This is a genomic window from Actinomycetospora sp. NBRC 106378 (genome assembly GCF_030269685.1).
Lineage (GTDB): Bacteria > Actinomycetota > Actinomycetes > Mycobacteriales > Pseudonocardiaceae > Actinomycetospora.
On sequence record NZ_BSTT01000003.1, the window covers coordinates 278,145 to 299,578 of the forward strand.

The 21,434-nt window shown below is 73.0% G+C and carries 22 protein-coding genes; 13 read left to right on the top strand and 9 right to left on the bottom strand.

Annotation, left to right across the window (positions count from 1 at the left end):
* The first annotated feature begins 4 nt into the window (after positions 1–4).
* Positions 5–478, top strand: coding sequence for a Fe-S cluster assembly sulfur transfer protein SufU (gene sufU, locus QSK00_RS09690; RefSeq protein WP_285590007.1), 474 nt, complete (start codon positions 5–7; stop codon positions 476–478).
* The gene (locus QSK00_RS09695) at positions 475–873 is read left to right on the top strand and encodes a metal-sulfur cluster assembly factor (RefSeq protein ID WP_018333600.1); all 399 of its coding nucleotides are present in this window, start codon (positions 475–477) and stop codon (positions 871–873) included. The genes sufU and QSK00_RS09695 overlap by 4 nt, the downstream gene beginning before the upstream one ends.
* Positions 874–922: 49 nt before the next feature.
* On the opposite strand, the gene QSK00_RS09700 is transcribed toward QSK00_RS09695, so the two are convergent.
* From QSK00_RS09700 to QSK00_RS09720, 5 genes are all read right to left on the bottom strand, one after another.
* Complete coding sequence (locus QSK00_RS09700) at positions 923–1,858, bottom strand: restriction endonuclease (RefSeq protein WP_285590010.1); 936 nt, start codon at positions 1,856–1,858, stop codon at positions 923–925.
* A 347-nt stretch (positions 1,859–2,205) separates the two neighbouring features.
* A complete protein-coding gene (locus tag QSK00_RS09705) occupies positions 2,206–3,198 on the bottom strand; it encodes an adenylate/guanylate cyclase domain-containing protein (RefSeq protein ID WP_285590012.1) in 993 nt (330 codons plus the stop codon).
* Entirely contained in the window at positions 3,195–3,641 is a 447-nt protein-coding gene (locus QSK00_RS09710) for a universal stress protein (RefSeq protein ID WP_285590014.1), read from the bottom strand. Before QSK00_RS09710 ends, QSK00_RS09705 begins: the two co-directional genes overlap by 4 nt.
* Before the next feature lie 93 nt (positions 3,642–3,734).
* Complete coding sequence (locus QSK00_RS09715; protein ID WP_285590016.1) at positions 3,735–4,973, bottom strand: lycopene cyclase family protein; 1,239 nt, start codon at positions 4,971–4,973, stop codon at positions 3,735–3,737.
* Positions 4,949–5,332 carry a hypothetical protein gene (locus QSK00_RS09720; RefSeq protein WP_285590018.1) on the bottom strand — a complete coding sequence of 128 codons (384 nt, stop codon included), beginning with the start codon at positions 5,330–5,332 and terminating at the stop codon, positions 4,949–4,951. The genes QSK00_RS09715 and QSK00_RS09720 overlap by 25 nt, the downstream gene beginning before the upstream one ends.
* 128 nt (positions 5,333–5,460) lie before the next feature.
* Here QSK00_RS09720 and QSK00_RS09725 point away from each other — a divergent pair, with 128 nt between their 5' ends.
* The 9 genes from QSK00_RS09725 to QSK00_RS09765 all read left to right on the top strand — a co-directional run bounded on the left by QSK00_RS09725 (position 5,461) and on the right by QSK00_RS09765 (position 15,831).
* A complete protein-coding gene (locus QSK00_RS09725) occupies positions 5,461–7,083 on the top strand; it encodes an ABC-F family ATP-binding cassette domain-containing protein (protein WP_285590020.1) in 1,623 nt (540 codons plus the stop codon).
* Positions 7,084–7,278: 195 nt separating this feature from the next.
* On the top strand, positions 7,279–7,491 hold the full coding sequence (locus tag QSK00_RS09730) for a helix-turn-helix domain-containing protein (protein ID WP_026204731.1): 213 nt from the start codon (positions 7,279–7,281) through the stop codon (positions 7,489–7,491).
* 271 nt (positions 7,492–7,762) lie between these two features.
* Positions 7,763–9,610 (top strand): ABC transporter ATP-binding protein, encoded by a 1,848-nt coding sequence (locus QSK00_RS09735; RefSeq protein ID WP_502872033.1) that lies wholly within the window; start codon positions 7,763–7,765, stop codon positions 9,608–9,610.
* Between the two features lie 162 nt (positions 9,611–9,772).
* The gene (gene egtA / locus QSK00_RS09740) at positions 9,773–11,149 is read left to right on the top strand and encodes an ergothioneine biosynthesis glutamate--cysteine ligase EgtA (RefSeq protein WP_285590024.1); all 1,377 of its coding nucleotides are present in this window, start codon (positions 9,773–9,775) and stop codon (positions 11,147–11,149) included.
* Positions 11,146–12,480, top strand: coding sequence for an ergothioneine biosynthesis protein EgtB (egtB, locus tag QSK00_RS09745; protein WP_285590025.1), 1,335 nt, complete (start codon positions 11,146–11,148; stop codon positions 12,478–12,480). Before egtA ends, egtB begins: the two co-directional genes overlap by 4 nt.
* Before the next feature lie 5 nt (positions 12,481–12,485).
* Entirely contained in the window at positions 12,486–13,244 is a 759-nt protein-coding gene (egtC, locus tag QSK00_RS09750; RefSeq protein WP_285590028.1) for an ergothioneine biosynthesis protein EgtC, read from the top strand.
* A 157-nt stretch (positions 13,245–13,401) separates the two neighbouring features.
* A complete protein-coding gene (gene egtD / locus QSK00_RS09755; protein ID WP_285590031.1) occupies positions 13,402–14,385 on the top strand; it encodes an L-histidine N(alpha)-methyltransferase in 984 nt (327 codons plus the stop codon).
* Positions 14,385–14,906 (top strand): class I SAM-dependent methyltransferase, encoded by a 522-nt coding sequence (locus QSK00_RS09760; protein WP_285590033.1) that lies wholly within the window; start codon positions 14,385–14,387, stop codon positions 14,904–14,906. The genes egtD and QSK00_RS09760 overlap by 1 nt, the downstream gene beginning before the upstream one ends.
* A complete protein-coding gene (locus QSK00_RS09765) occupies positions 14,875–15,831 on the top strand; it encodes a DMT family transporter (protein ID WP_285590035.1) in 957 nt (318 codons plus the stop codon). Before QSK00_RS09760 ends, QSK00_RS09765 begins: the two co-directional genes overlap by 32 nt.
* Here QSK00_RS09765 and QSK00_RS09770 read toward each other — a convergent pair.
* The 4 genes from QSK00_RS09770 to QSK00_RS09785 form a co-directional block, all read right to left on the bottom strand.
* Positions 15,812–16,201 (bottom strand): hypothetical protein, encoded by a 390-nt coding sequence (locus QSK00_RS09770; RefSeq protein ID WP_285590038.1) that lies wholly within the window; start codon positions 16,199–16,201, stop codon positions 15,812–15,814. The two genes, QSK00_RS09765 and QSK00_RS09770, sit on opposite strands and share 20 nt — an antisense overlap.
* Positions 16,202–16,226: 25 nt before the next feature.
* Positions 16,227–17,351, bottom strand: a complete 1,125-nt coding sequence (locus tag QSK00_RS09775; RefSeq protein ID WP_285590040.1) for an FAD-dependent monooxygenase — start codon at positions 17,349–17,351, stop codon at positions 16,227–16,229.
* A gap of 35 nt (positions 17,352–17,386) precedes the next feature.
* Positions 17,387–17,554 (bottom strand): hypothetical protein, encoded by a 168-nt coding sequence (locus QSK00_RS09780; protein ID WP_285590042.1) that lies wholly within the window; start codon positions 17,552–17,554, stop codon positions 17,387–17,389.
* 115 nt (positions 17,555–17,669) lie between these two features.
* Positions 17,670–18,242, bottom strand: a complete 573-nt coding sequence (locus tag QSK00_RS09785) for a TetR/AcrR family transcriptional regulator (RefSeq protein ID WP_285590044.1) — start codon at positions 18,240–18,242, stop codon at positions 17,670–17,672.
* 146 nt (positions 18,243–18,388) lie between these two features.
* Between QSK00_RS09785 and QSK00_RS09790 the strand changes: the two genes are divergently transcribed.
* Positions 18,389–19,879: an aldehyde dehydrogenase family protein gene (locus QSK00_RS09790; protein WP_285590614.1), complete on the top strand. Its 1,491-nt coding sequence runs from the start codon at positions 18,389–18,391 to the stop codon at positions 19,877–19,879.
* A 2-nt stretch (positions 19,880–19,881) separates the two neighbouring features.
* The gene (locus QSK00_RS09795) at positions 19,882–21,429 is read left to right on the top strand and encodes an APC family permease (protein WP_285590616.1); all 1,548 of its coding nucleotides are present in this window, start codon (positions 19,882–19,884) and stop codon (positions 21,427–21,429) included.
* The last annotated feature ends 5 nt before the right edge of the window (positions 21,430–21,434 follow it).

Genomic DNA, 21,434 nt, shown 5'->3' on the forward strand with positions numbered 1-21,434 from the left:
CGGCGTGAAGCTCGAGACGATGTACCAGGAGATCATCCTGGACCACTACAAGAACCCGCACGGCAAGGGCCTGCGCGAGCCCTACGAGGCCGAGGTCCATCACGTGAACCCCACCTGCGGGGACGAGGTCACCGTGCGGGTGCACCTGGAGGGGTCGGGCGCGGACGCCAAGGTGGTCGACCTGTCCTACGACGCGCTCGGCTGTTCCATCAGCCAGGCGGCCACGTCGGTGGCCTACGACCTCGTCGTCGGGCACACGGTCGGCGAGGCGTTCGAGGTGCTGTCGGCCTACCAGGAGATGGTGCAGGGCCGTGGCAAGGTCGAGCCCGACGAGGACGTGCTGGACGACGCCGTCGCGTTCGCGGGTGTCGCCGCCTACCCGGCGCGCGTCAAGTGCGCGCTGCTGGGGTGGATGGCGTTCAAGGACGCGGTGGCCCAGGCTGACGAGAACGCCCCCGAGCTGGAGGGACAGCGATGACCGAGACCGAGACGCCGCGCGGCGCCGAGGGGATGCCGGACGCGCCGGCCCCGAAGGCCGACACCCCGTCGATCGACGACCTCGAGGAGGCCATGCGCGACGTCGTCGACCCCGAGCTCGGCATCAACGTGGTCGACCTCGGCCTGCTCTACGGCATCGACGTCCACCACGAGGACGCCGGCACCGTCGCCACGCTCGACCTGACTCTGACGTCCGCGGCCTGCCCGCTGACCGACGTCATCGAGGACCAGTCCCGTGCCGCCCTGACGAAGGGCCCGGGCGGCGGGCTCGTCGACGACGTGCGCATCAATTGGGTCTGGATGCCGCCGTGGGGCCCGGACAAGATCACCGACGACGGCCGCGAGCAGCTGCGCGCGCTCGGCTTCACGGTGTAGGTGGCTTCGCCTGGTGAGCACTAATCCGTGCGGGAGCACGGATTAGTGCTCACGACTCGAAGTAGTCCTCGTCGACCTTGACAACGGTGTAAATCTGCTCGATCTGGACACCGACCCGGTACTGGATCATGAGGTCGGTCAAACGCTTGCCGTCGATCAGCACGACGGCCGCGTTGACCTGTCGGGCGTACTCTCCCGCTTCCTTGCTGAAGCTGCTTGTCGTGATGAAGACGCCCTGGTTGGCCTGTTGTCCGTGCAGTGCCCCCACGAAGCCCTGGATCGCTGGCCGTCCGACGACGTTGTCCGCCGCGTACCGCTTCGCCTGCACGTAGATTCTTCCGAGGCCGAGCGGGTCCTGGTCGATCACGCCGTCGACCCCGCCGTCGGCGCTTCCCCCGATGTGGCGGGCTCGTTCTCCCGCCGATCCGCCGTAATTCATGGCAACGAGCAGCTTCAGCACGATCTGCTCGAAGTCGACGGGTTTCATGTCCCGCAGCCGGCGGATGAGTTCGAGAGCGACATCCTGATGGATCTGGTTGACCCCCGCTGAGATCTGCTCGTGTGGACTCAGCGCACCAGGATCAGTAGTGAAGTCATCACTGATCGTGGCCGTCGTCGTTTGCTTCTTCGACGGGACGTAGTCGCGATACGCGGGGATCAAAAGGAGACGGCTCTCGGTCAAGCCGGACGGGCTCGCGGCGAGCAGGCTCTGACCCTGCTCGGCAATGATGTAGGTGCCTCGCTTGGGACGCGCTACTGCTCCGGCTCGGGCCAACGCTGACATCGCCCAGCTCGAGCGGTCCCGATAGCGCTCCATTCCGGAGTTGATGGTTTCGAGGCGTTGCTCCGGCGTGAGCTCGAGGATGTCGGCTGCGGTGTCGGCGACGTCTCGCGCCGACCGCGGTGCCCCGTCCGCCAGGACACTGAGAACGGGACGGAGGAAGCCCTCCCAGGTAGGCATGTCGGTCGTCACCTGTCCGGGCACGAGCCGACCGTAGAGCTGCCGCCTTCTCCGGCAGATCTCGGTCGTGGTTCTCGAGGCACCATCGACCAGGCTCCTCAGGAAGTAGCTGATCCCTGCGCCTCGCGCGCAGATCCGCTACGTCTTCGTGACCACTGAACGGCTCGCAGCTGCGGCGGGGCCTATCGCGTGCTCGGGGTCGTTCACAGCGGCCCCTCACTCGTGGCGAGGATGACGCCAGGCAGATTCGGCCGGCCCGGAATCTGCCTGACGTCACTCTCTCGGTCAGTGCCGGCGGGCGGGGCGCCCACGATGCGGCGTCCCTGCCACTGGATGCCCGCAACGACGCTTTCCTGCCACCGGGGCAGGGCTCAGGACGACCGGCGCACCACGTGCGGCTTGAGGTGCTTGTAGCCCCGCACGTGCAGGGGCGGCACGGAGCGGAGCTCGACGTCGAGGTCGGCCGCACGGACGGCGTCGGTCATCTCGTCGTCGAGCAGGGTCGTGCCCGGGCGGGCGTGTGAGGTGAGGCGGCTGGCGATGTTCACGGTCGGGCCGTAGACGTCGCCGTAGCGCGGCAGCACGTCGCCGTAGGCGAGCCCAATCCGCAGTGCGAGGCGCTCGTCGGGGTCGGGGACCTCGTCGTGCAGTGCGAACGCGATGTCGCAGGCGGCGGAGACGTCGCCCGCCACGAAGAGCACCTCGTCGCCGAGGGTCTTCACGATCCGGCCGCCGAACCGGGAGACGACGTCGTTGGAGACGCCCTCGAACCGTTCCAGCAGCGAGCGCAGCTCGTCGGTGTCGACCTGGCGCGAGAGCGAGGTGAACCCGACGATGTCGGCGAACCCGACCGCGGCGGTGGCGCGTCGCCCGTCGTCCTCACCGTCCTCCGAGGCGAGCGAGGACATCATGCGGCCCGCCGTCACGAGCAGGTGCCGACGCCAGGTGTAAGCCTGCAGCTTCTCGATCAGCGGGACCAGCGAACGCACCGAGTCGACGACCGCCTCGGGGTCGTCGCCCGAGCCCCGCTCGGCGATCACCCGACGCAGCAGGTTGGCCTGCCACTCCGCGAGGCGGGCCATGCTCTGGCCGAGCGTGCGGGCGATCGCCAGGGCCTCGGCCTCGTCGAACGCGTCCTGGGCCAGCAGGTCCTCGACGTAGGAGAGCGCGTCGAGGTCCGAGTCGGTGAACGCCTCGACGTCGTCGGGCACGCGGGGGAAGCCCAGCGCGCTCCACAGGCGACCGGTCTGCTCGAGCGGCACCCCGGCGCGCTCGGCGACGTCCGCGCGCCGCAGCGTGCGGTCGCCGCCGATGAGGAAGTCCTCGACCTCCCGCCGCGCCTCCCCCCAGGAGGGGTCGCTCACGTCGTGTGGACGATGAGCACGTCGGTGGGGGCCTTGCGGGAGATGCCCTGCGGCACCGAGCCGAGCAGTCGGCCGGAGAAGCTGTTGAGTCCGCGGTTGCCGATGACGAGCAGGTCGGCCTTCTTGTCGGTGACGACGGAGGTGACCACCTCGATCGGGTCGCCCTCCTTGGCCACTGTCTCGACCTCGCCGACGCCCTTGGCCGACGCGCGCTCCTTCGCGGTGCGCAGCGCCTCCTCGGCGGGCGTCGAGCCCACGACGTGGTAGGCGGCGTCGTCGCCCAGCGCCTGCTCGGCCGCCCCCGTGTTCTTCGCCGGGTGGTACGCGCTGATGATCAGCAGGGTGGCCCCGCTGTCGGCGGCGACGGTGGCCGCGCGGTCGACCGCGCGGAAGGAGGAGTCGGATCCGTCCGTGCCGACGGCGACGAGCTGGTAGGCGCCCATGGTGGTCTGCTCCGTTTTCTGGCGGTCTCATCCCGCCCGTCCACGGAACGAGCAGGAGCCGCGGATGGTAACGCGGTACTCCGTTCGGACGTCCTAGTACCCGTCCTCACCCGAATGATCGCGACCGGCACCCAGAAGTGATCCGGCGATCAGGTGGCCGCGCAGGCGCGGCGAGAGGTGCCGGAAGACCGCGAGCATGGCCCCCATCGAGTTCGCGACGTCGTCGTGCGCGCCGAGGTAACCGCGCTGGGCCGCCGCCGGGAGGCTGAAGAACCGCTCGAAGAACTCCGGGACCTCGCACGGCGGCATCCGCAGCAGGACGTCGAGGCCGCGCCGCCGCATCGCGTGCACGACCCGGCCGGCCGTCGAGCGGACCGCTCGACCGGCCGCGTCGAGCCGGGCTGCATGGTCGGGTCGAGTGGCCAGTGCATCGGCCAGTCGAGTGGCGATGACCAACGATCGCGTCAGGGAGTAGCCGGTCGCGGGGTGGACCAGCGACGCCGCCGCCCCGAGGGGGACGACGCCGGCGGGCGGGCGGTGGCTCGGGGTGTCGACCGCGAAGCGCACGTGCTCGACGCGCGTCCGGTCGTCGAGCGGGATGTCGCCCTCCTCGAGGCCGCACGCGACCAGTCGGCGCCGGAGACGCTCGGTGAGCTCGGCCAGCGGGAGCCCCGGACGACGGGCCAGGGAGGTCTCCTCGAGCAACCAGTCGTCGCCGCCGAGCGGGATGGCGTAGAGGAAGGTCGGCCAGCCGGGGTGGCCGTGCAGCGGGCGCCAGTCCATGAAGACGAGCCGGCCACCCGTCACCCGGGCCGCGACCGACGACGGGACGACCACCCCGACCGCCGTCTGCTCGGCCGCGCGCGGGACCTGCCGTCGGGAACGGGAGAGCACCTGGGCCGCGCCGGTGGCGTCGAGGACCAGGGGAGCGGCGAGCCGCTCGCCGCCGTCGAGGAACGCGGTGCCCTCCGCCCGTCCGACGACCCGGCCGCGGTGCACGGTGACCGCAGGGTGGTGCAGCGCCTCCTGCAGCGCGCCGGTGTCGAGGACGGCGTAGTCCCCGGCGAGGGGGTGCGTACGGCGGGCGATCGCGAACCCCGGGCCGGACGCGGCCACCACGTCGCGCGGGAGCGCGTCCGGGCCCGTCAGCGGCACCTCGTCGGCCCAGGCGCCGTAGGTGTGGCGCCACCGCCGGTCGGGATGCGGGTCGACGAGGGTCACGGCGAGCCCCCGCCGCGCGCACGCCCGGGCGGCCGACCACCCCGCCGGACCGCCGCCGGCGACGAGGACGTCGGCCGCGCGTGCGGTCAGTCGCCGATCTCCCTCTCCCACGCCGCGAGTCTTTCGCGATCGGCCTTCGCCCGCGCGTTCCAGTCCCGCATGGCCTGGGGGTAACCGGTCACCTGCACGTCGTAGACCGGGACCTTGCACCGACGGGCGAGGCGCTCCGCGGCGCGTGGCGTGCCCACCCGACGACGGGTCCACTCGCCGTCCTGGGCGACGGCGACGACGGTGGTGTCCGTCGCGGTGGTCTCCGGCTCGACGAAGAACTCGACCCCGGTGCGGCTCCCGGCGAACCGGCGCAGGTGATCGAGGTCGGCGGGCCCACCCTCGCGGTCGAGGACCTGGCGTCGGCCGTCGGCTCCGAGGCCGGTCGACCCCGAGCGGCGAAACCAGTTGAACAGGCCCATACCCGCCATTATCCGGGCCGCGTGTGAAGAAGCCCTACGACCCGGACGTTGTCGCCGTGGTCACTCGGAGCGCCGGATCCTCACCGGCCGGGGGATCGAGCGCAACGCCTCGCCTACACTGGACCCCTGTGATCACTGCGTCCGACCTCGAGCTGCGCGCCGGCTCCCGCGTCCTGCTCGCCGGGGTGACCCTGCGCGTGCAGCCGGGGGACCGCATCGCGTTCGTCGGCCGCAACGGCGCCGGCAAGACCACCTCGCTGCGCGCGATCGCCGGGGAGTCCGAGCCCTACGGCGGCACGGTCCGCTCCACCGGGCCCGTCGGGTACCTGCCGCAGGACCCGCGTGAGGGCGACCTGTCGGTCCTCGCCCGGGACCGCGTGCTCTCGGCCCGCGGGCTCGACCAGATCCTCCGGGACATGGAGAAGGTCCAGACGGCGATGGCCGAGCTGGCCGACGACGCCGAGCGGGACAGGGCCATCGCCCGCTTCGGCCGGCTGGAGGAGCGGTTCTCCGACCTCGGCGGGTACGCCGCGGAGAGCGAGGCGGGGCGCATCTGCTCCAACCTCGGCCTGCCCGACCGGGTGCTCGCCCAGCCGCTGGAGACCCTCTCCGGCGGCCAGCGGCGCCGCGTGGAGCTCGCCCGCATCCTGTTCGCCGCGTCCGGCGACGGCGGCAACGCCGGCACCACGCTGCTGCTCGACGAGCCCACCAACCACCTCGACGCCGACTCGATCTCGTGGCTGCGGACGTTCCTCAAGGGCTACGACGGCGGGGTCGTGGTGATCAGCCACGACACCGACCTCCTGGCGGACGTCGTCAACAAGGTGTGGTTCCTCGACGCCACCCGCGGTGAGCTCGACGTCTACAACATGAACTGGAAGAACTACCTGCAGGCGCGAGCCGACGACGAGGCGCGGCGCCGGCGGGAGCGTGCCAACGCCGAGAAGAAGGCCTCCGCGCTCTCGGCGCAGGCGGCGAAGATGGGCGCGAAGGCCACCAAGGCGGTCGCCGCCAAGCAGATGCAGCGCCGCGCCGACGCGCTGCTCGCGAACCTCGACGAGGAGCGGGTGTCCGACCGGGTCGCCGCGATCCGCTTCCCGACGCCGCAGCCCTGCGGGCGCACGCCGCTGACGGCCGCCGGGCTGTCGAAGAGCTACGGCTCGCTCGAGGTGTTCACCGGCGTCGACCTCGCCGTCGACCGCGGCTCCCGGGTGGTGATCCTCGGCCTCAACGGCGCGGGCAAGACCACCCTGCTGCGGATCATGGCGGGCGTCGAGACCCCGGACACGGGGGGAGTGACCCCCGGTCACGGCCTGCGCCGCGGCTACTTCGCCCAGGAGCACGACACCCTGGACATGGGCCGCACGGTCTGGCAGAACGCCCGGTCCGCCGCCCCGGACACCCCCGAGCAGCAGCTCCGCACGCTGCTGGGCGCCTTCCAGTTCACCGGCGAGCAGCTCGACCAACCGGCGGGCACCCTCTCGGGCGGCGAGCGCACCCGCCTCGCCCTGGCAGGGCTCGTGTCCAGCGCCGCGAACGTGCTGCTCCTCGACGAGCCGACGAACAACCTCGACCCCGCCTCGCGCGAGAAGGTCCTCGACGCGCTGCGCCACTACGAGGGCGCCGTGGTGCTCGTGACGCACGACCCGGGCGCCGTCGAGGCCCTCGAACCGGAGCGGGTCATCCTGCTCCCCGACGGCACCGAGGACCACTTCAACGCCGAGCACCTGGAGCTCGTCGAGCTCGCCTGACCCACCCCCGACGATCTCGTTGATCGTCGAACGGCCTTGCTGAGCTGGAACGATGGTGATTGGTCCGCCCGGAGGTGATCTCGCTCCGATCGGCCCAACCGCTCACCGATCATGTGGATTGTGCCGTGGCGCACACCGCCTCCGGCGATCATCATGGGTCGACCGGGCACCGTCCGGGAGAGGGGTGGATGAACCATGGCCGACCTGAAGAAGGGCGCCCGCATCACGGGCGACCAGCGGGACAAGCTCGCGACCGACCTCAAGAAGAAGTACGAGAAGGGGGCGAGCATCCGCTCGCTCGCCGAGTCCACGGGCCGTTCCTACGGCTTCGTGCACCGGGTGCTCTCCGAGTCCGGGGTGACCCTGCGCGGGCGCGGGGGTGCCACGCGTACCAAGAAGACGTCCTGACTCCATCGTCACCGGGTCGTCGCGGTAGCTCCCGGGTCCGTCCAGCAGCGGGCGGGTCGGGGACACGACCGCCGTGCTCGCCCGTGGCGAACACCCTGCGCTACCCGCGCATCGTCGCGCGCTCCCGCGGATAATCGAGGGCCGGACCGGCGGACCACCACCCGCCGCGGCTCTCCGGCGTCCGCTTGACCTCAACGAACGTCGAGGTCGCACGCTCGGGGCCAGGTCCGAGCGAGGTGGGGAGAACGGCGTGGAGAACGCCTGGATGTTGATGATGTCGATGTCGCGCAGCGAGAAGCTGCCGAGATCGGTGCCCAAGGGCACGCTGGGGCGCATCTGGCGGTTCGCCGCGGCGCACCACCGGATGCTGTACGCCTTCCTCGCGCTGACCACGGTCTCGGCCGTGATCGCCGTCGCGGTGCCGGTCCTGGCCGGGCGTGCGGTCGACGCGATCGTCAACCGCACCGGGCTCTCGACCGTCGTGTGGGTCGCCGTCGCGATCGCGGGGCTGGCCGTGGTGGACGCCCTGTTCGGGCTCGCCGAGCGGTGGATGAGCTCGCGGATCGGCGAGGGCCTCATCTACGACCTGCGCCGCGCCGTCTTCGGCCACGTGCAGTCGATGCCGGTCGCGTTCTTCACCCGCACCCGTACCGGGTCGCTCGTCAGCCGGCTCAACAACGACGTCATCGGTGCCCAGCGGGCGTTCACCTCGACGCTCTCCGGGCTGGTCACCAACGTGATCCAGCTCGTGCTCACGGTCGCGGTGATGATCACCCTCGCCTGGCAGGTGACCCTGCTGGCGCTCGTGCTGCTGCCGATCTTCATCCTCCCCGCCCGGCGGATGGGCCGGACGATCGCGGCGCTGCAGCGCGAGTCGGCGAACCTCAACGCCGCGATGACCGGGCAGATGACCGAGCGGTTCTCCGCCGGCGGCGCCACGCTGGTCAAGCTCTTCGGGCGGCCGCGGGCCGAGGCCGAGGAGTTCGGCGACCGGGCGGACCGCGTGCGCCAGATCGGGGTGCGGACCGCGATGGCCAACCGCGTGTTCATGACGAGCCTGACGCTCGTCAGCGCCCTGGCCCAGGCGATGGTCTACGGCGTCGGTGGCTGGCTCGCCTTCACCGGGCGCATCGAGGCCGGCACCGTGGTCAGCCTCGCCCTGCTGCTCACCCGCCTCTACGGGCCGCTGACCCAGCTCGCGAACGCCCGCGTCGACGTCATGAGCGCTCTGGTCAGCTTCGAGCGGGTCTTCGAGGTGCTGGACCTGCAGCCGTCGCTGACCGAGCGGCCCGACCCGGTCCCGCTGCCCGCCACGCCCCTCGGCGTCCGGCTGCGCGACGTGCGCTTCACCTACCCCGACGCCTCGACCATCTCGCTCGCGAGCCTGGAGGAGGTCGCGACGCTCGAGCACACCGAGAACCACGAGGTCCTCCACGGCGTCGACCTCGAGGTGGCGCCGGGGCGGATGCTGGCGCTCGTCGGACCGTCCGGGGCGGGGAAGTCGACGATCGCCTCCCTGGTACCGCGGCTCTACGACGTGGACTCGGGCGCGGTCGAGGTCGGGCGCCCCGGGGCGTGGACCGACATCCGGGACACCTCGTTCGCCGACCTGCGCGGTGCGATCGGCGTGGTCACCCAGGACGGCCACCTCTTCCACGACACGATCGCCGGCAACCTGCGCTACGCCAAGCCGGAGGCCACCGACGCGGAGCTGGTCACCGCGCTGCGGCGGGCCCGGCTCGGCGACCTGCTGGCCGACCTGCCCGACGGGTTGGCGACCGTGGTCGGCGAGCGCGGCTACCGGCTCTCCGGCGGCGAGCGCCAGCGGCTGACCATCGCGCGGCTGCTGCTCGCGGCCCCGCGGGTGGTCATCCTCGACGAGGCGACCGCGCACCTGGACTCGGAGTCCGAGGTGGCCGTGCAGGAGGCCCTCACGGAGGCGTTGGTCGGGCGCACGGCGATCGTGATCGCCCACCGCCTCTCCACGATCCGCAGCGCCGACACCATCGCCGTCGTGGAGAACGGGCGGGTCGTCGAGCAGGGCCCGCACGAGGTCCTGCTCGCTCGCGCGGGCCGGTACGCGGACCTCCACCACACCCAGTTCGCCGGGGCCGCATGATCACCGAGGGTGATGTTGTCGGGGGTGCGTGATACGCCGGACACCAGCGGTCGAACCCCTGCACCGGTCGGTGCCCGCGTGTAGCGTCGTTCGCCGTGCCTCACGGGACTCGTGGGGCTCGACGTGATCCACCCCGTGAGCACCGAGGGGAGAGTGAGACCCATGGCCGCCCCCGCGATCGAGCTCGATCCGGCCGCGCCGGTCCCGGACCGCGCCGCCGCTGCCGCGTACGTCGCCTCGGTCTGCTTCAAGCACGGGCCGCCGCGCCTGCTGGGAGCCGAACTGGAGTGGCTCGTCCGCTCCGCCTGGCGCCCCGCCGACCCGATCGACCCCGCCCAGCTGCTGCGGGTGCTCGGGCCCCACGCCCCGGGCACGCTGCGCACCTCCGTCCCCACCGTCACGGGCGCCCCGCCGTCGCCCCTGGTCCCCCCGGCTCCGTTGCCGCTCCCCGCGGGGAGCACCGTCACCGTCGAGCCCGGCGGCCAGGTCGAGATCGCCACGCCGCCCCTGGAGAGCCTGTCTGCGCTGGTCAGGGCGGTGCACACCGATGCCGCCGCCATCCGCGAGCGCCTGGCCACCGAGGGACTGACCCTCGTCGACCGCGCGGCCGACCCGCTGCGACCACCCCGTCGCATCCTCCGCGTGCCGCGCTACGCCGCCATGGAGGCCGCGTTCGACCGCGTCGGCCCCCACGGCCGCACGATGATGTCGTCCACCTCGGCGGTCCAGCTCTGCCTGGACGCGGGGGAGGGCGAGCAGGTCGCGGCGCGGTGGCGGGCGCTGCACGAGGTCGGTCCGACGCTGGTCGCGATGTTCGCGAACTCGCCCGCCGCGCACGGGCGGCGCACCGGCTGGAAGTCCTCGCGGATGGCGGCGTGGCTCTCGCTCGACCCCGAGCGCACCCGCCCGCCGGAGCTGCTCGGGGAGGACCCGGCGGTCGAGTGGGCCGAGCGCGCCCTCGGCACGCAGCTGCTCTGCGTCCGCCGGCACGGCCACTGGAACGCCCCGCCGGCGGTGACGTTCGGTGACTGGATCGAGGGTCGGGGCGGGTTGGACATCGCCCCGACGTGGGACGACCTGGCCTACCACCTGACCACGCTCTTCCCGCCGGTCCGCCCGCACGGCCACGTCGAGGTCCGCTACGTCGACCAGCAGCCCGGCGGGGAGTGGGCGGCCCCGCTCGCCCTGCTCACCGGTCTGCTCGCCGACCCGGTGACCCTCGACCGGGCCCGGGAGGCGGTCGCCCCGGTGACGCGGCGGTGGGTCGCCGCCGCCCGCCACGGGCTCGACGACGCCGAGCTGGCGCGGGCCGCCGCCCGCCTGGTCGACCTCGCGCACGCGAGCCTGCGCCCCACCGACCCCGAGCTCGCCGACCTGCTCGCCGACGTCGCCGAGCGACGGACGCTGCGCGGCCGCTGCCCGGCCGACGACCCCACCGTCGAGCCCGGCGAGGGCGAGCTCGGACCCGCCGTCGAGAACCCGTACCCGTACCCGCGTGACCCGGACGAACCGGTCCTCCCCGGAGGCGATCGAGCATGACCCGCTACCCCGACGACCTGCGCGCCCGCCTGGCCGAGGAGCTGGCCACGGCCCGCCGCCGCACCCAGGCGCTCACCGACGCCGTCGACGACGTCGAGCTGACGCGCCAGCACTCGCCGCTGATGTCCCCACTGCACTGGGACGTGGCGCACATCGCGAACATGGAGGACTTCTGGCTGGTCCGCCGGGCCACGCCGGGGGACGGTGTCACGCCGGGCGTCCGGGAGGACGTCGACCACCTCTACGACGCCTTCACCAATCCCCGGGCGGGGCGTCCGCAACTGCCGCTGCTCGACCCCGTCGAGGCGCGGGCCTACGGCGCCACCGTGCGCGAGCGCACCCTGGAGATCCTCGACGAGGCCGGATCCGACGGCCGCGCGTTGCTCGAGGACGGCTTCGTCTACGGCATGATCGCCCAGCACGAGCAACAGCACGTGGAGACCATGCTCGCCACCCACCAGCTCCGGGTGGGCCCGAAGGCGCTCCACGCCCCGGCGCCGCCCGCTTCCGGCTTGGCGGACGAGCTGCGCGGCGCGGAGGTGTTCCATCCCGGCGGCCGCTTCACGATGGGCGTCGACGCGACCGGCGCCGACGTCTATGCGCTGGACAACGAACGCCCGGCCCACCCGGTCGACGTCGAGCCCTTCTTCCTCGGCGCCGCGCCCGTGACCAACGGCGAGTACGTCCGGTTCCTCGACGACGGCGGCTACACGCGCCGCGAGCTGTGGTCCGACGCCGGCTGGGAGCAGATCACCGCCGACGGCTGGTCCGCGCCGATGACCTGGGAGAAGGTCGACGGGGCCTGGCACCGGACGAGCTTCGGCGAGCGGCAGGCGATCGCCGACGTCGCCGACCAGCCGGTCCTGCACGTCTGCTTCCACGAGGCGGACGCGTACGCCCGGTGGGCCGGGAAGCGTCTGCCCACCGAGGTCGAGTGGGAGTACGCCGCCCGGTTCGACCCGGCGTCGGGCGAGACCCGGCGCTTCCCCTGGGGCGACGACGACCCGACCCCCGAGCGCGCGAACCTCGACCAGCGCCATCTGCAGCCCGCACCCATCGGCGCCTACCCGCAGGGCGCCTCGCCGCTCGGGGTGCACCAGCTCGTCGGCGACGTCTGGGAGTGGCTGGACTCCGGCTTCGAGGGGTACCCCGGTTTCGCCCCGTTCCCGTACAAGGAGTACTCCGAGGTGTTCTTCGGCGGGGACTTCCGGATGCTGCGCGGCTCCTCCTTCGGGGTGGGCGCGATCAACGCGCGCACCACGTTCCGCAACTGGGACCTGCCGATCCGGCGCCAGATCTTCTCGGGCTTCCGCCTCGCCCGGAGGGCCTGACCCGCATGTGCCGACACCTGGGCCACGTGGGCCCGCGCCCGGTCACCCTCGCCTCGCGGGTGACCGAACCGCCGCACTCGCTGCTCGTGCAGTCCTACGCCCCGGCCGACATGCGCGGTGGCGGCACCGTCAACGCGGACGGCTTCGGCGTCGGCTGGTACGGCGCGGACGCCGGCTCCGCGCACTCCTACCGGCAACCGGTGCCGATGTGGACCGACGCCTCGTTCCTCGACCTCGCCACCGCCGTGTCCTCGACCGCCTTCGTCGCGGCCGTGCGTTCGGCCACGGTCGGCATGCCGGTGTCGACCGGCGCGTGCGCGCCGTTCCGGGACGGCACGCGGATCTTCAGCCACAACGGCGTCGTCCGCGGCTGGCCGGGCTCCCTGCGGGACCTGGCGGCCGAGCTCGACCCGGAGACCCTGATGACCCTCGAGGCGCCCACCGACTCGGCGGTCCTGTGGGCGCTCGTCCGCCGTCGACTCGACGCCGGCAAGGACCCGGCCGACGCGGTCGCCGACGTCGTCACCCGCGCGCTCGCCGCAGCGCCCGGCTCGCGACTGAACCTGATGCTGCTGACCGAGGGGCCCGACGGCAGGCCGACGCTCGTGGCCACCGCCGTGGACCACGCGCTGTCGTGGCGGTCCGACGCCACCGGCGTGACCGTCGCCTCCGAGCCCCTCGACGACCACGACTGGACGCCCGTCGACGACCTGCGCCTGCTCGTGGTGCGGGACCTCGCCACCGTCGAGGTCACCGCCCTGTAGCGACCCGCACTCCTCGCCCCTGACCCTCCTTCCCCGTCGCTTCGCTCGCCCCTGACCCTCCTTCCCCGTCGCTTCGCTCGCCCCTGCTTCCCGACGCCGTGAACCAGGCCCTCCCCGCCCGGAGTGGGCCGCGACCGATCGGACGTGAACCTCCGCCGTGACCCCCCATGGCACTCTCCCCACCGTCGACGTCCACCTCACCGAGGCGGACGCCGACGCCGCGCTGCGCGCCGACGCGCTGCGCGGTCTGACCTCGACGCCGAAGGTCCTGCGCCCGCAGTGGCTCTACGACGCCCGCGGGTCCGAGCTGTTCGAGCAGATCACCGCGCAGCCCGAGTACTACCCCTTCGTCGCCGAGCGCGAGGCCCTCGCGGCCCACGCCGACGAGATCGCCCGGACGGCCGCGGCCGACACGTTCGTCGAGCTCGGGTCGGGTTCGTCGACGAAGAGCACCCTGCTCCTCGACGCCATGTCGCGGACCGGGCTCCTGCGTCACTACGTCCCGGTCGACGTGTCCGCGGCGGCCCTCGAGGAGGCCGTCCCGGGCCTGGTCGCGGGCTACCCCGACCTCGACGTGCACGGGGTCGTCGGCGACTTCATCGCGGACCTGCGCAGCATCCCCGCGGTCGGACGCCGCCTCGTGGTGCTGCTCGGCGGCACCATCGGCAACTTCGAGCCCGAGGACCGCCGCGCCTTCCTCACCGCGCTCTCCGACACGCTCACCTCCGGCGAGCACTTCCTCGTGGGCACGGACCTGATCAAGGACGAGGAGACGCTGGTCGCCGCGTACGACGACCGCGCGGGCGTCACCGCCGCCTTCGAGCTCAACGCACTCACCGTGCTCAACCGGGTGCTGGGCGCCGACTTCGACGTCGACGGGTTCTCCTACGTCGCGGCCTGGGTGCCGCAGTCGAGCCGGATCGAGATGCGGGTGAAGGCCCGCCGCCCGATGACGGTCCACGTCCCGGCCCTCGACCTCACCGTCGAGTTCGCCGAGGGCGAGGAGATGCGCACCGAGATCTCCACCAAGTTCACCCGCCAGGGCATCGCCGCGGAGCTCGACGCCGCCGGCTTCGACGCGGTCGGGTGGCTGCCCGACCCCGGCGAGCGGTTCGGGCTGACCCTGGCACGCCGCCGGTAGTGGACTGGAACGACCGCTTCGCCGCCTCGACGGTCGGGCGCCCCGGTCCGCCGTCGGTCCTCGTCGGGCGCGAGGACCTGGTCCCGACGAGCGGTCGCGCACTCGACGTGGCCTGCGGACGCGGCACGGTCGCGGTGTGGCTCGCCGCCCGCGGCCTCGCCGTCGACGCGGTCGACGCGGCTCCGGCCGGGCTCGCGCTCGGCCGCGAGCTCGCCGGGGCCGAGGGCGTGTCGGTCCGCTGGATCGAGGCCGATCTCGACGACGGCCTGCCGGTCACGGTCTCCGGGAGGTACGACGTCCTGGTCTGCCAGCGCTTCCGCGACCCGCTGCTCTACCCGACGTTCGCGGGACTGCTGACGCCGGGCGGGTTGTTGGTCATGACGGTGCTGTCGACGGTCGGCGACACCGGTGGTCGCTTCCGCGCCGCCCCGGGCGAACTGCGGGCGGCGTTCGACCACCTCGACGTGCTGGTCGACGAGGAGGCGGACGGTGAGGCCCACCTCGTGGCGCGGCTCCGGTGACCTGACCTGGCTGGTCGCGCTCGGCGCGGCGCTGTGGGGCACGGACGCCCTGCTCCGTGCGCCCCTCGCCGGCGCCCTGCCCGCGGCGAGCATCGTGCTCTGGGAGCACCTCATCATCGTGGTGGTGCTCGCGCCGTGGCTGCCGCGGGCGTGGCGGGCGTTCCGGCGCATGCCGGCGCCGTCCCGGGTCGCGATGGGGGTGATCGGCGCGGGCTCGTCGGCGCTGGCCACCGTGCTCTTCACCGAGGCCCTGACCCTGGGCGACCCGATCACGCCCCTGGTCCTGCAGAAGATCCAGCCCCTCGTCGCCGCGCTCGGGGCCGCCTGGCTGCTGGGGGAGCGGCTGCACCGCGGCTACTGGGCCTACGCCGTGCCCGCCCTGGTCGGGGCGTGGTTGCTGGCCTTCGCCGATCCGTTCGACGTCCACGTGCAGGCCGTGGTCGCCGCCGCGCTCGCGGCCGGCGCGGCCGTCCTGTGGGCGGCGGGCACGGTCCTGGGCCGGTACGTGGGCGCGGGGTCGGACGCCACGCCGTGGGAGATCACCGTGCTGCGCTTCGCGATCGGACTCCCGGCCGCGCTGGTGGTGCTGCTCGTGGACGCCGGCCCGCTCGCGGTGACGGTCGGTCAGCTCCCACCGCTGGTCGCCCTCGCGCTGGTTCCGGGTCTGCTCGGGCTCGCCCTGTACTACCCCGGGCTGCGCCGCACACCCGCGGCGCGGGCGACGCTCGCCGAGCTGGCCTTCCCCCTCACCGCCACCGTCCTCGGGGTCACGCTGCTCGGTGGCACGCTCACCGCGACCCAGGTGGTGGGCCTCGTCGTCGTCGCGGTGTCGGTGACGGCGCTGGGCCTGCGGGAACGGTCCCGACGACCGGTGGTGGCGGCCGGGGATGCTCCCGGGGAGACGGTCAGCTCGCGCGGCAGATGACGTCCTGGCCGGGCACGGAGATCGTCTGGGACGCCACGGTCTGCCCGTCGACGCTGATCCGGCACGAGAGCCGGGATCCGGGCGGGACACCGACGGCCCCCGCCTGGAGCTTCGGCGCCGGCGGGTAGGGCGTCGTGAGCGTGAGCTCGTAGGGCACGCCGGAGAAGTTGGTCTCCGCCGTGCTCCCCAGCTCGCCCACGGTCACGTACCGACCGAAGACGTTCCCGCCCGCGGTGCCGGTGACCGAGAACTGGACGGTGTACTGCCGCGCGGGCGGCGGCGGCTCCGACGAGCATGCGCCCGCGCCGACCAGCACCACCGACGCTCCGAGCAGCGTTGCCGCCACCCGGCTCCACCTCGTGCCTGCCATGATCCTCCTCGGTGAGGGCGGCAGCCTATTCGGTGGCGCGCCGACGCGCGGCGGACACGCCCGGTGGCGTCCACCCGAGCACGCCGTCGAGGGCACGCACGGTGACCGCCGCCGGGACCAGACGGCCCAGGGCGTCGCGACCCGCCGTCGGGACGGCGCCGGACAGGCCCGCGACGAGGCCCGCCAGCCGGGCCCGGCGGGTGAGACGTGCCGTGCGCGGACGGCGGAGGTGGTCGTAGCGGGCGAGGTCGTCGGCGCACCGGGACAGCACGGCGGCGTCCTCGAGCGCCAGGCAGCCGCCCTGGCCGAGGTTGGGCGTCATGGCGTGCGCGGCGTCGCCGACCAGGACACGGTTCCCGCGCACGAAGGAGGGCAGTGGGGGCAGCCAGGCCAGGCCCGTGACGTGCGCGGACTCCGGATCGGCCGCGTCGAGGAGTTCCGGGATCGGGGCGTGGAAGTCGGCGAAGCGACGGCGGAGCGCCGCGAGGTCGGTCGCGGCCGGCTCACCCGCCCGCACCACGGCCCACAGGTTCACCCGACCGTCCCGGAGCGGCGCCACCCCCGCGTAGCACCCGTCGCCCCAGGTCTCGCCGCCCTCCGACGGCGGGTCGGTGACCTGCGCGGCGAGCCGCCACGCGACGGTGCCCGTGTCGCGCGGCCGGGCGTCCGGCGCGACCAGACGCCGCACGACCGAGCCGATCCCGTCCGCCCCGACGACGAGGTCGGCGTCGATCTCGCCCGGGCGCTCCACCGGCGCGGAGGTCCGGACGAGGCCGGGCGGGAGCGCGTCGCGCAGGATCGCGAGCAGGCGGGCGCGGCGCAGGACGGTGATCCCGTCGCCGTGGCGGGCGATCATCCGCCGGTTGTCGCTGTGCACGATCCAGCGCCCGCGCCGGTCCCGGATGCCGCCCGCGGCCTGCACCAGCCCCTCCGCGCGGACGGTGTCGCCGAGCCCGAGTGCGTCGAGGGCCCGCAGCGCGTTCGGCCAGATCGAGATACCGCCGCCGAGCCGGCTCGCGGACCCGTCCTCGTCACCGCTCCCGTCGGCCAGCCGCTCGAGGACCTCGACGTCCCAGCCCGCGAGGACGAGCCCCCGCGCGGCCGCCAGGCCACCGATGCCGCCGCCGACGACCACCGCGCTGCGTCCCACGGGACCCGCATCCCCGGCTCCGCGGGGTCACAACCTCAGCCGAGCCGGCGGGCGAGTTCCGCGAGCAGTCCCGGGAGCCGACCGGCGCACGGGGGACAGACGCAGTCCGACCCGTGCACGGCCAACCGGTCGGCGACGGCGAGCGCGCCCTCGAGGTCCGCCGGGACGTGCAGCTCGTCGACCGGGATCTCGTCGTGGTCCATGGGCCTGGGGGTCCCTCCGCGTGGGGCCGGCCGGTGGGCGCCGCGGGGGGAGCGACGCCCGCCGACCGGTGTGGACGAATGTACGCCGCACTTGTACAAACGTCCACAAGGTGGGTCAGGCTGGGCCGGGGCCGTCGAGGACCCGGCGGAACATCCCGCGGAACCCGTCGACGGTCAGCGGCGGGTCGGCGATCGCTCCCTGCATCAGCAGCCCGCAGAACATCGCGGCCAGGACGCGCCCGGTCACCGCGTCGGTCCGCGCGCTGAAGATCTCGATCAGCGCCTCGTCCCAGGCGTTGCTGAGTGCGCGCAGGGACGGCCGGTGCAGCGCGGCGATGTAGAGGTCGTACTCGACGACGGTGTGCGGGCGCTGGTCGTTGAGGTGTTCGACGACGAGGTCGGCCAGCGCCGAGGCGAGGTCGGCGTCGACCGGCAGTCCGCTGGCCCAGGTGCGGACGAGGCGGATGTTGTCGTCGGCCGCGCGCTGGAGGGCGACCGCGAGCAGATCGTCCAGGGTCGCGAAGTGGTAGGTGGTCGAACCCAGCGGCACGTCGGCCTCCGCGGCCACCGCGCGGTGGGTCAGCCCGTCGACCCCGCTGCGCGAGATCACGGTCATCGCCGCCCGGGCGATGCGCTCCCGCCGGTCCGGATCGGTCGCGCGGCCGCGTCGTACCCCCGGGGTGCCCACGCCGCACAGTATATGGACACCTGTCCGCGTTCCGTGTACACCTGTACGAATTCACCGGGTGCCCACACCGCCCCCGTCGGCCGGCCTGCGCGCGCACCCGTCGTCGGGCGCGAGTGCCCGCAGCACAGACCGAGGAGGCCGCCCAGGTGGGCCAGCTCTACATCGACGGTACGTGGACCGACGCCGCGGAGGGTGGTGTCCGGGAGATCCGGTGCCCGGCGGACGGCCGACTCGTCGGCGAGGTGAGCGAGGCGACCGCGAAGGACACCGAGCTCGCCGTCGGCGCCGCCCGGACCGCCTTCGACGACGGGCGCTGGTCGACCGTCCCGCCCGCCGAGCGCGGCGCCCTGCTGCTGCGGGTCGCGGACCTGCTGCAGCGCGACAAGGACCGGCTGGCCCGGGCGGAGACCCTCGACACCGGCAAGCGCGTGGCCGAGTCCGAGATCGACATGGACGACATCACGAACTGCTTCCGCTGGTTCGGCCACCTCGCCGCGACCGACGACGGCCGCCTGGTGGACACCGGCGTGCCGAACGCGCGGAGCAAGGTCGTCCACGAGCCCGTCGGGGTCTGCGGGCTGATCACGCCCTGGAACTACCCGCTGCTGCAGACGGCGTGGAAGGTCGCGCCGGCGATCGGGGCGGGGTGCACGTTCGTCCTCAAGCCGAGCGAGCTGACCCCGCACACCTCGATCATCCTCATGGAGCTGCTCGCCGAGGCCGGACTGCCCGACGGCGTGGCCAACCTCGTCCTCGGGGCGGGCGCCACCGCGGGCGGTCCGCTCTCGACGGACCCGCGCATCGACATGGTCAGCTTCACCGGCGGCCTCGCGACCGGACGCACGATCATGGCCAACGCCGCCGCGACCGTGAAGAAGGTGGCGCTGGAGCTCGGCGGCAAGAACCCGTTCGTCTGCTTCGCCGACGCCGACCACGACACCGCCGTCGACAACATCCTCACGGGGATCTTCCTGCACTCCGGCCAGGTCTGCTCCGCAGGCGCCCGGCTGGTGGTCGAGGAGTCCGCGCACGACCGGATCGTCGACGACCTCGTCGAGCGCGCGCAGCGCATCGTGCTCGGGGGACCCGACGACCCGGGCACCGAGACCGGTCCGCTGATCTCCGCGGCGCACCGCGAGAAGGTCGAGGCCTACGTCGCCCGGGGAGTCGAGGAGGGCGCGGTCCTGCGCTGCGGCGGCTCCCGCCCGACCGACGAGCGCCTCGCCGACGGCTTCTACTACCCGCCCACCATCCTCGACGGGTGCACCCAGGACATGTCGGTGGTGCACGACGAGTCGTTCGGACCGGTGCTCACCGTCGAGACCTTCACCGACCTCGACGACGCCGTGCGCATCGCCAACGACACCGAGTACGGGTTGGCCGGTGCGGTGTTCTCCGCCGACCACGGCGTGTGCGAGGAGGTCGCGGGTCGGCTGCGGCACGGCACCGTGTGGATCAACGATTTCGGCCCCTACGTGCCCGCCGCCGAGTGGGGCGGCTTCGGGCACTCCGGCGTCGGGCGTGAGCTCGGCCGTGCCGGTCTCGCCGAGTACCAGGAGGCCAAGCACATCTGGACCAACACCCGGCCAGGGCCGACCGGGTGGTTCCCCTCTTCCACACCCGGGAGTGGCTCGTGACGATCTCGAAGGACAGCTCCGACAGCCAGGACATCGACGAGTTCGGCTACAAGCCGAGCCTCGTCCGCTCGTTGGGCAGTTTCCACACGTTCGCCGCGGGGATCAGCTACATCTCGATCCTCACCGGCACGTTCCAGCTGTTCTACTTCGGGCTGGGGTCCGGGGGGCCGGCGTACTGGTGGTCGTGGCCACTGGTCTTCCTCGGCCAGCTCATGGTGGCGCTGTGCTTCTGCGAGCTCGCCGCGCGCTTCCCGGTGGCCGGCTCGATCTACAACTGGACCAAGCGCCTCTCCAGCCCGCACACCGCGTGGCTCGCGGGCTGGACGATGCTGACCGCCTCCATCGTCTCGATCGCCGCCGTGGCGCTCGCCCTGCAGGCGACGCTGCCCGAGCTGTGGTCGGGCTTCCAGTTCATCCCGATGGCGGGCGACGACGACACCGGCGCCCAGGCACTCAACGGCGTCATCCTCGCGGCCCTGCTCATCGTCTTCACGACCGCGGTGAACGCGTTCGGCACCAAGCTCATGGCGCAGATCAACGCGGCCGGGGTGTTCATCGAGCTGGTCGCCGCCGTGCTGCTCATCGTCCTGCTGGCGATCAACATCGTGCGCGGCCCGCAGATCGTGTTCGACACCGGCGGCATCGACGCCTCGGGGCGGCCGCTCGGCTACGCCGGCGCCTTCCTCGTCGCGATGTTCGCCTCGCTCTACGTCATGTACGGGTTCGACACCGCCTCCTCGCTGGCCGAGGAGTCGCACGACCCGCGCCGCAACGCCCCGAAGGCGATCCTGCGGGCCCTCTTCTTCTCCTTCCTGCTCGGTGGCCTGATCCTGCTCTTCGCGCTGATGAGCGCCCCCGACCTCGCCGACCCCGCGTTCAGCTCGCTCGGCGGCCTCCAGTCGCTGATCCTCGCCGTGCTCGGACCCGTGGGCGGCTCGGTCATCCTCGTCGCGGTGGTCATCGCCGTCGTGGTCTGCGCGCTCGCGGTGCACGCCGCCGCGATCCGGCTGGCGTTCGCGATGAGCCGGGACAACAACCTGCCGGCCGGGTCGACGCTGTGCACGATCTCGCCGCGTTTCGGCACCCCGGTGGTCGCCTCGGTGGCGATCGGCGTCGTCGCGGTCGTGCTGCTGTTCGTCACCTTCAGCCCGCAGATCTACACCGTGGTCACCTCGATCGCGATCATCATGATCTACACCGCCTACCTGCTGGTGACCGTCCCGCTGCTGATCAAGCGGATCCGGGGTCAGTGGGAGCCGCGCGAGGGCGCCTTCTCCCTCGGCCGCTGGGGCATCCCGGTCAACGTGCTCGCCGTGGCATGGGGCGGGTTCATGACGGTGAACCTCGCCTGGCCGCGCAACGAGGTCTACAACGCCACCGAGCCCTTCCACTGGTACCTGCAGTGGGGCGGTGTCCTGCTGCCCGGGGTGATCCTCGGGGTCGGCTTCGCCTACTACTGGACCGTCCAGCGTCACAAGACCGGGGTCGTCGCCGCGCACGCGCGCGAGACCACCCCGGAGACCACCACGCCCGTCGTCGGGGAGGCCTGATTCCT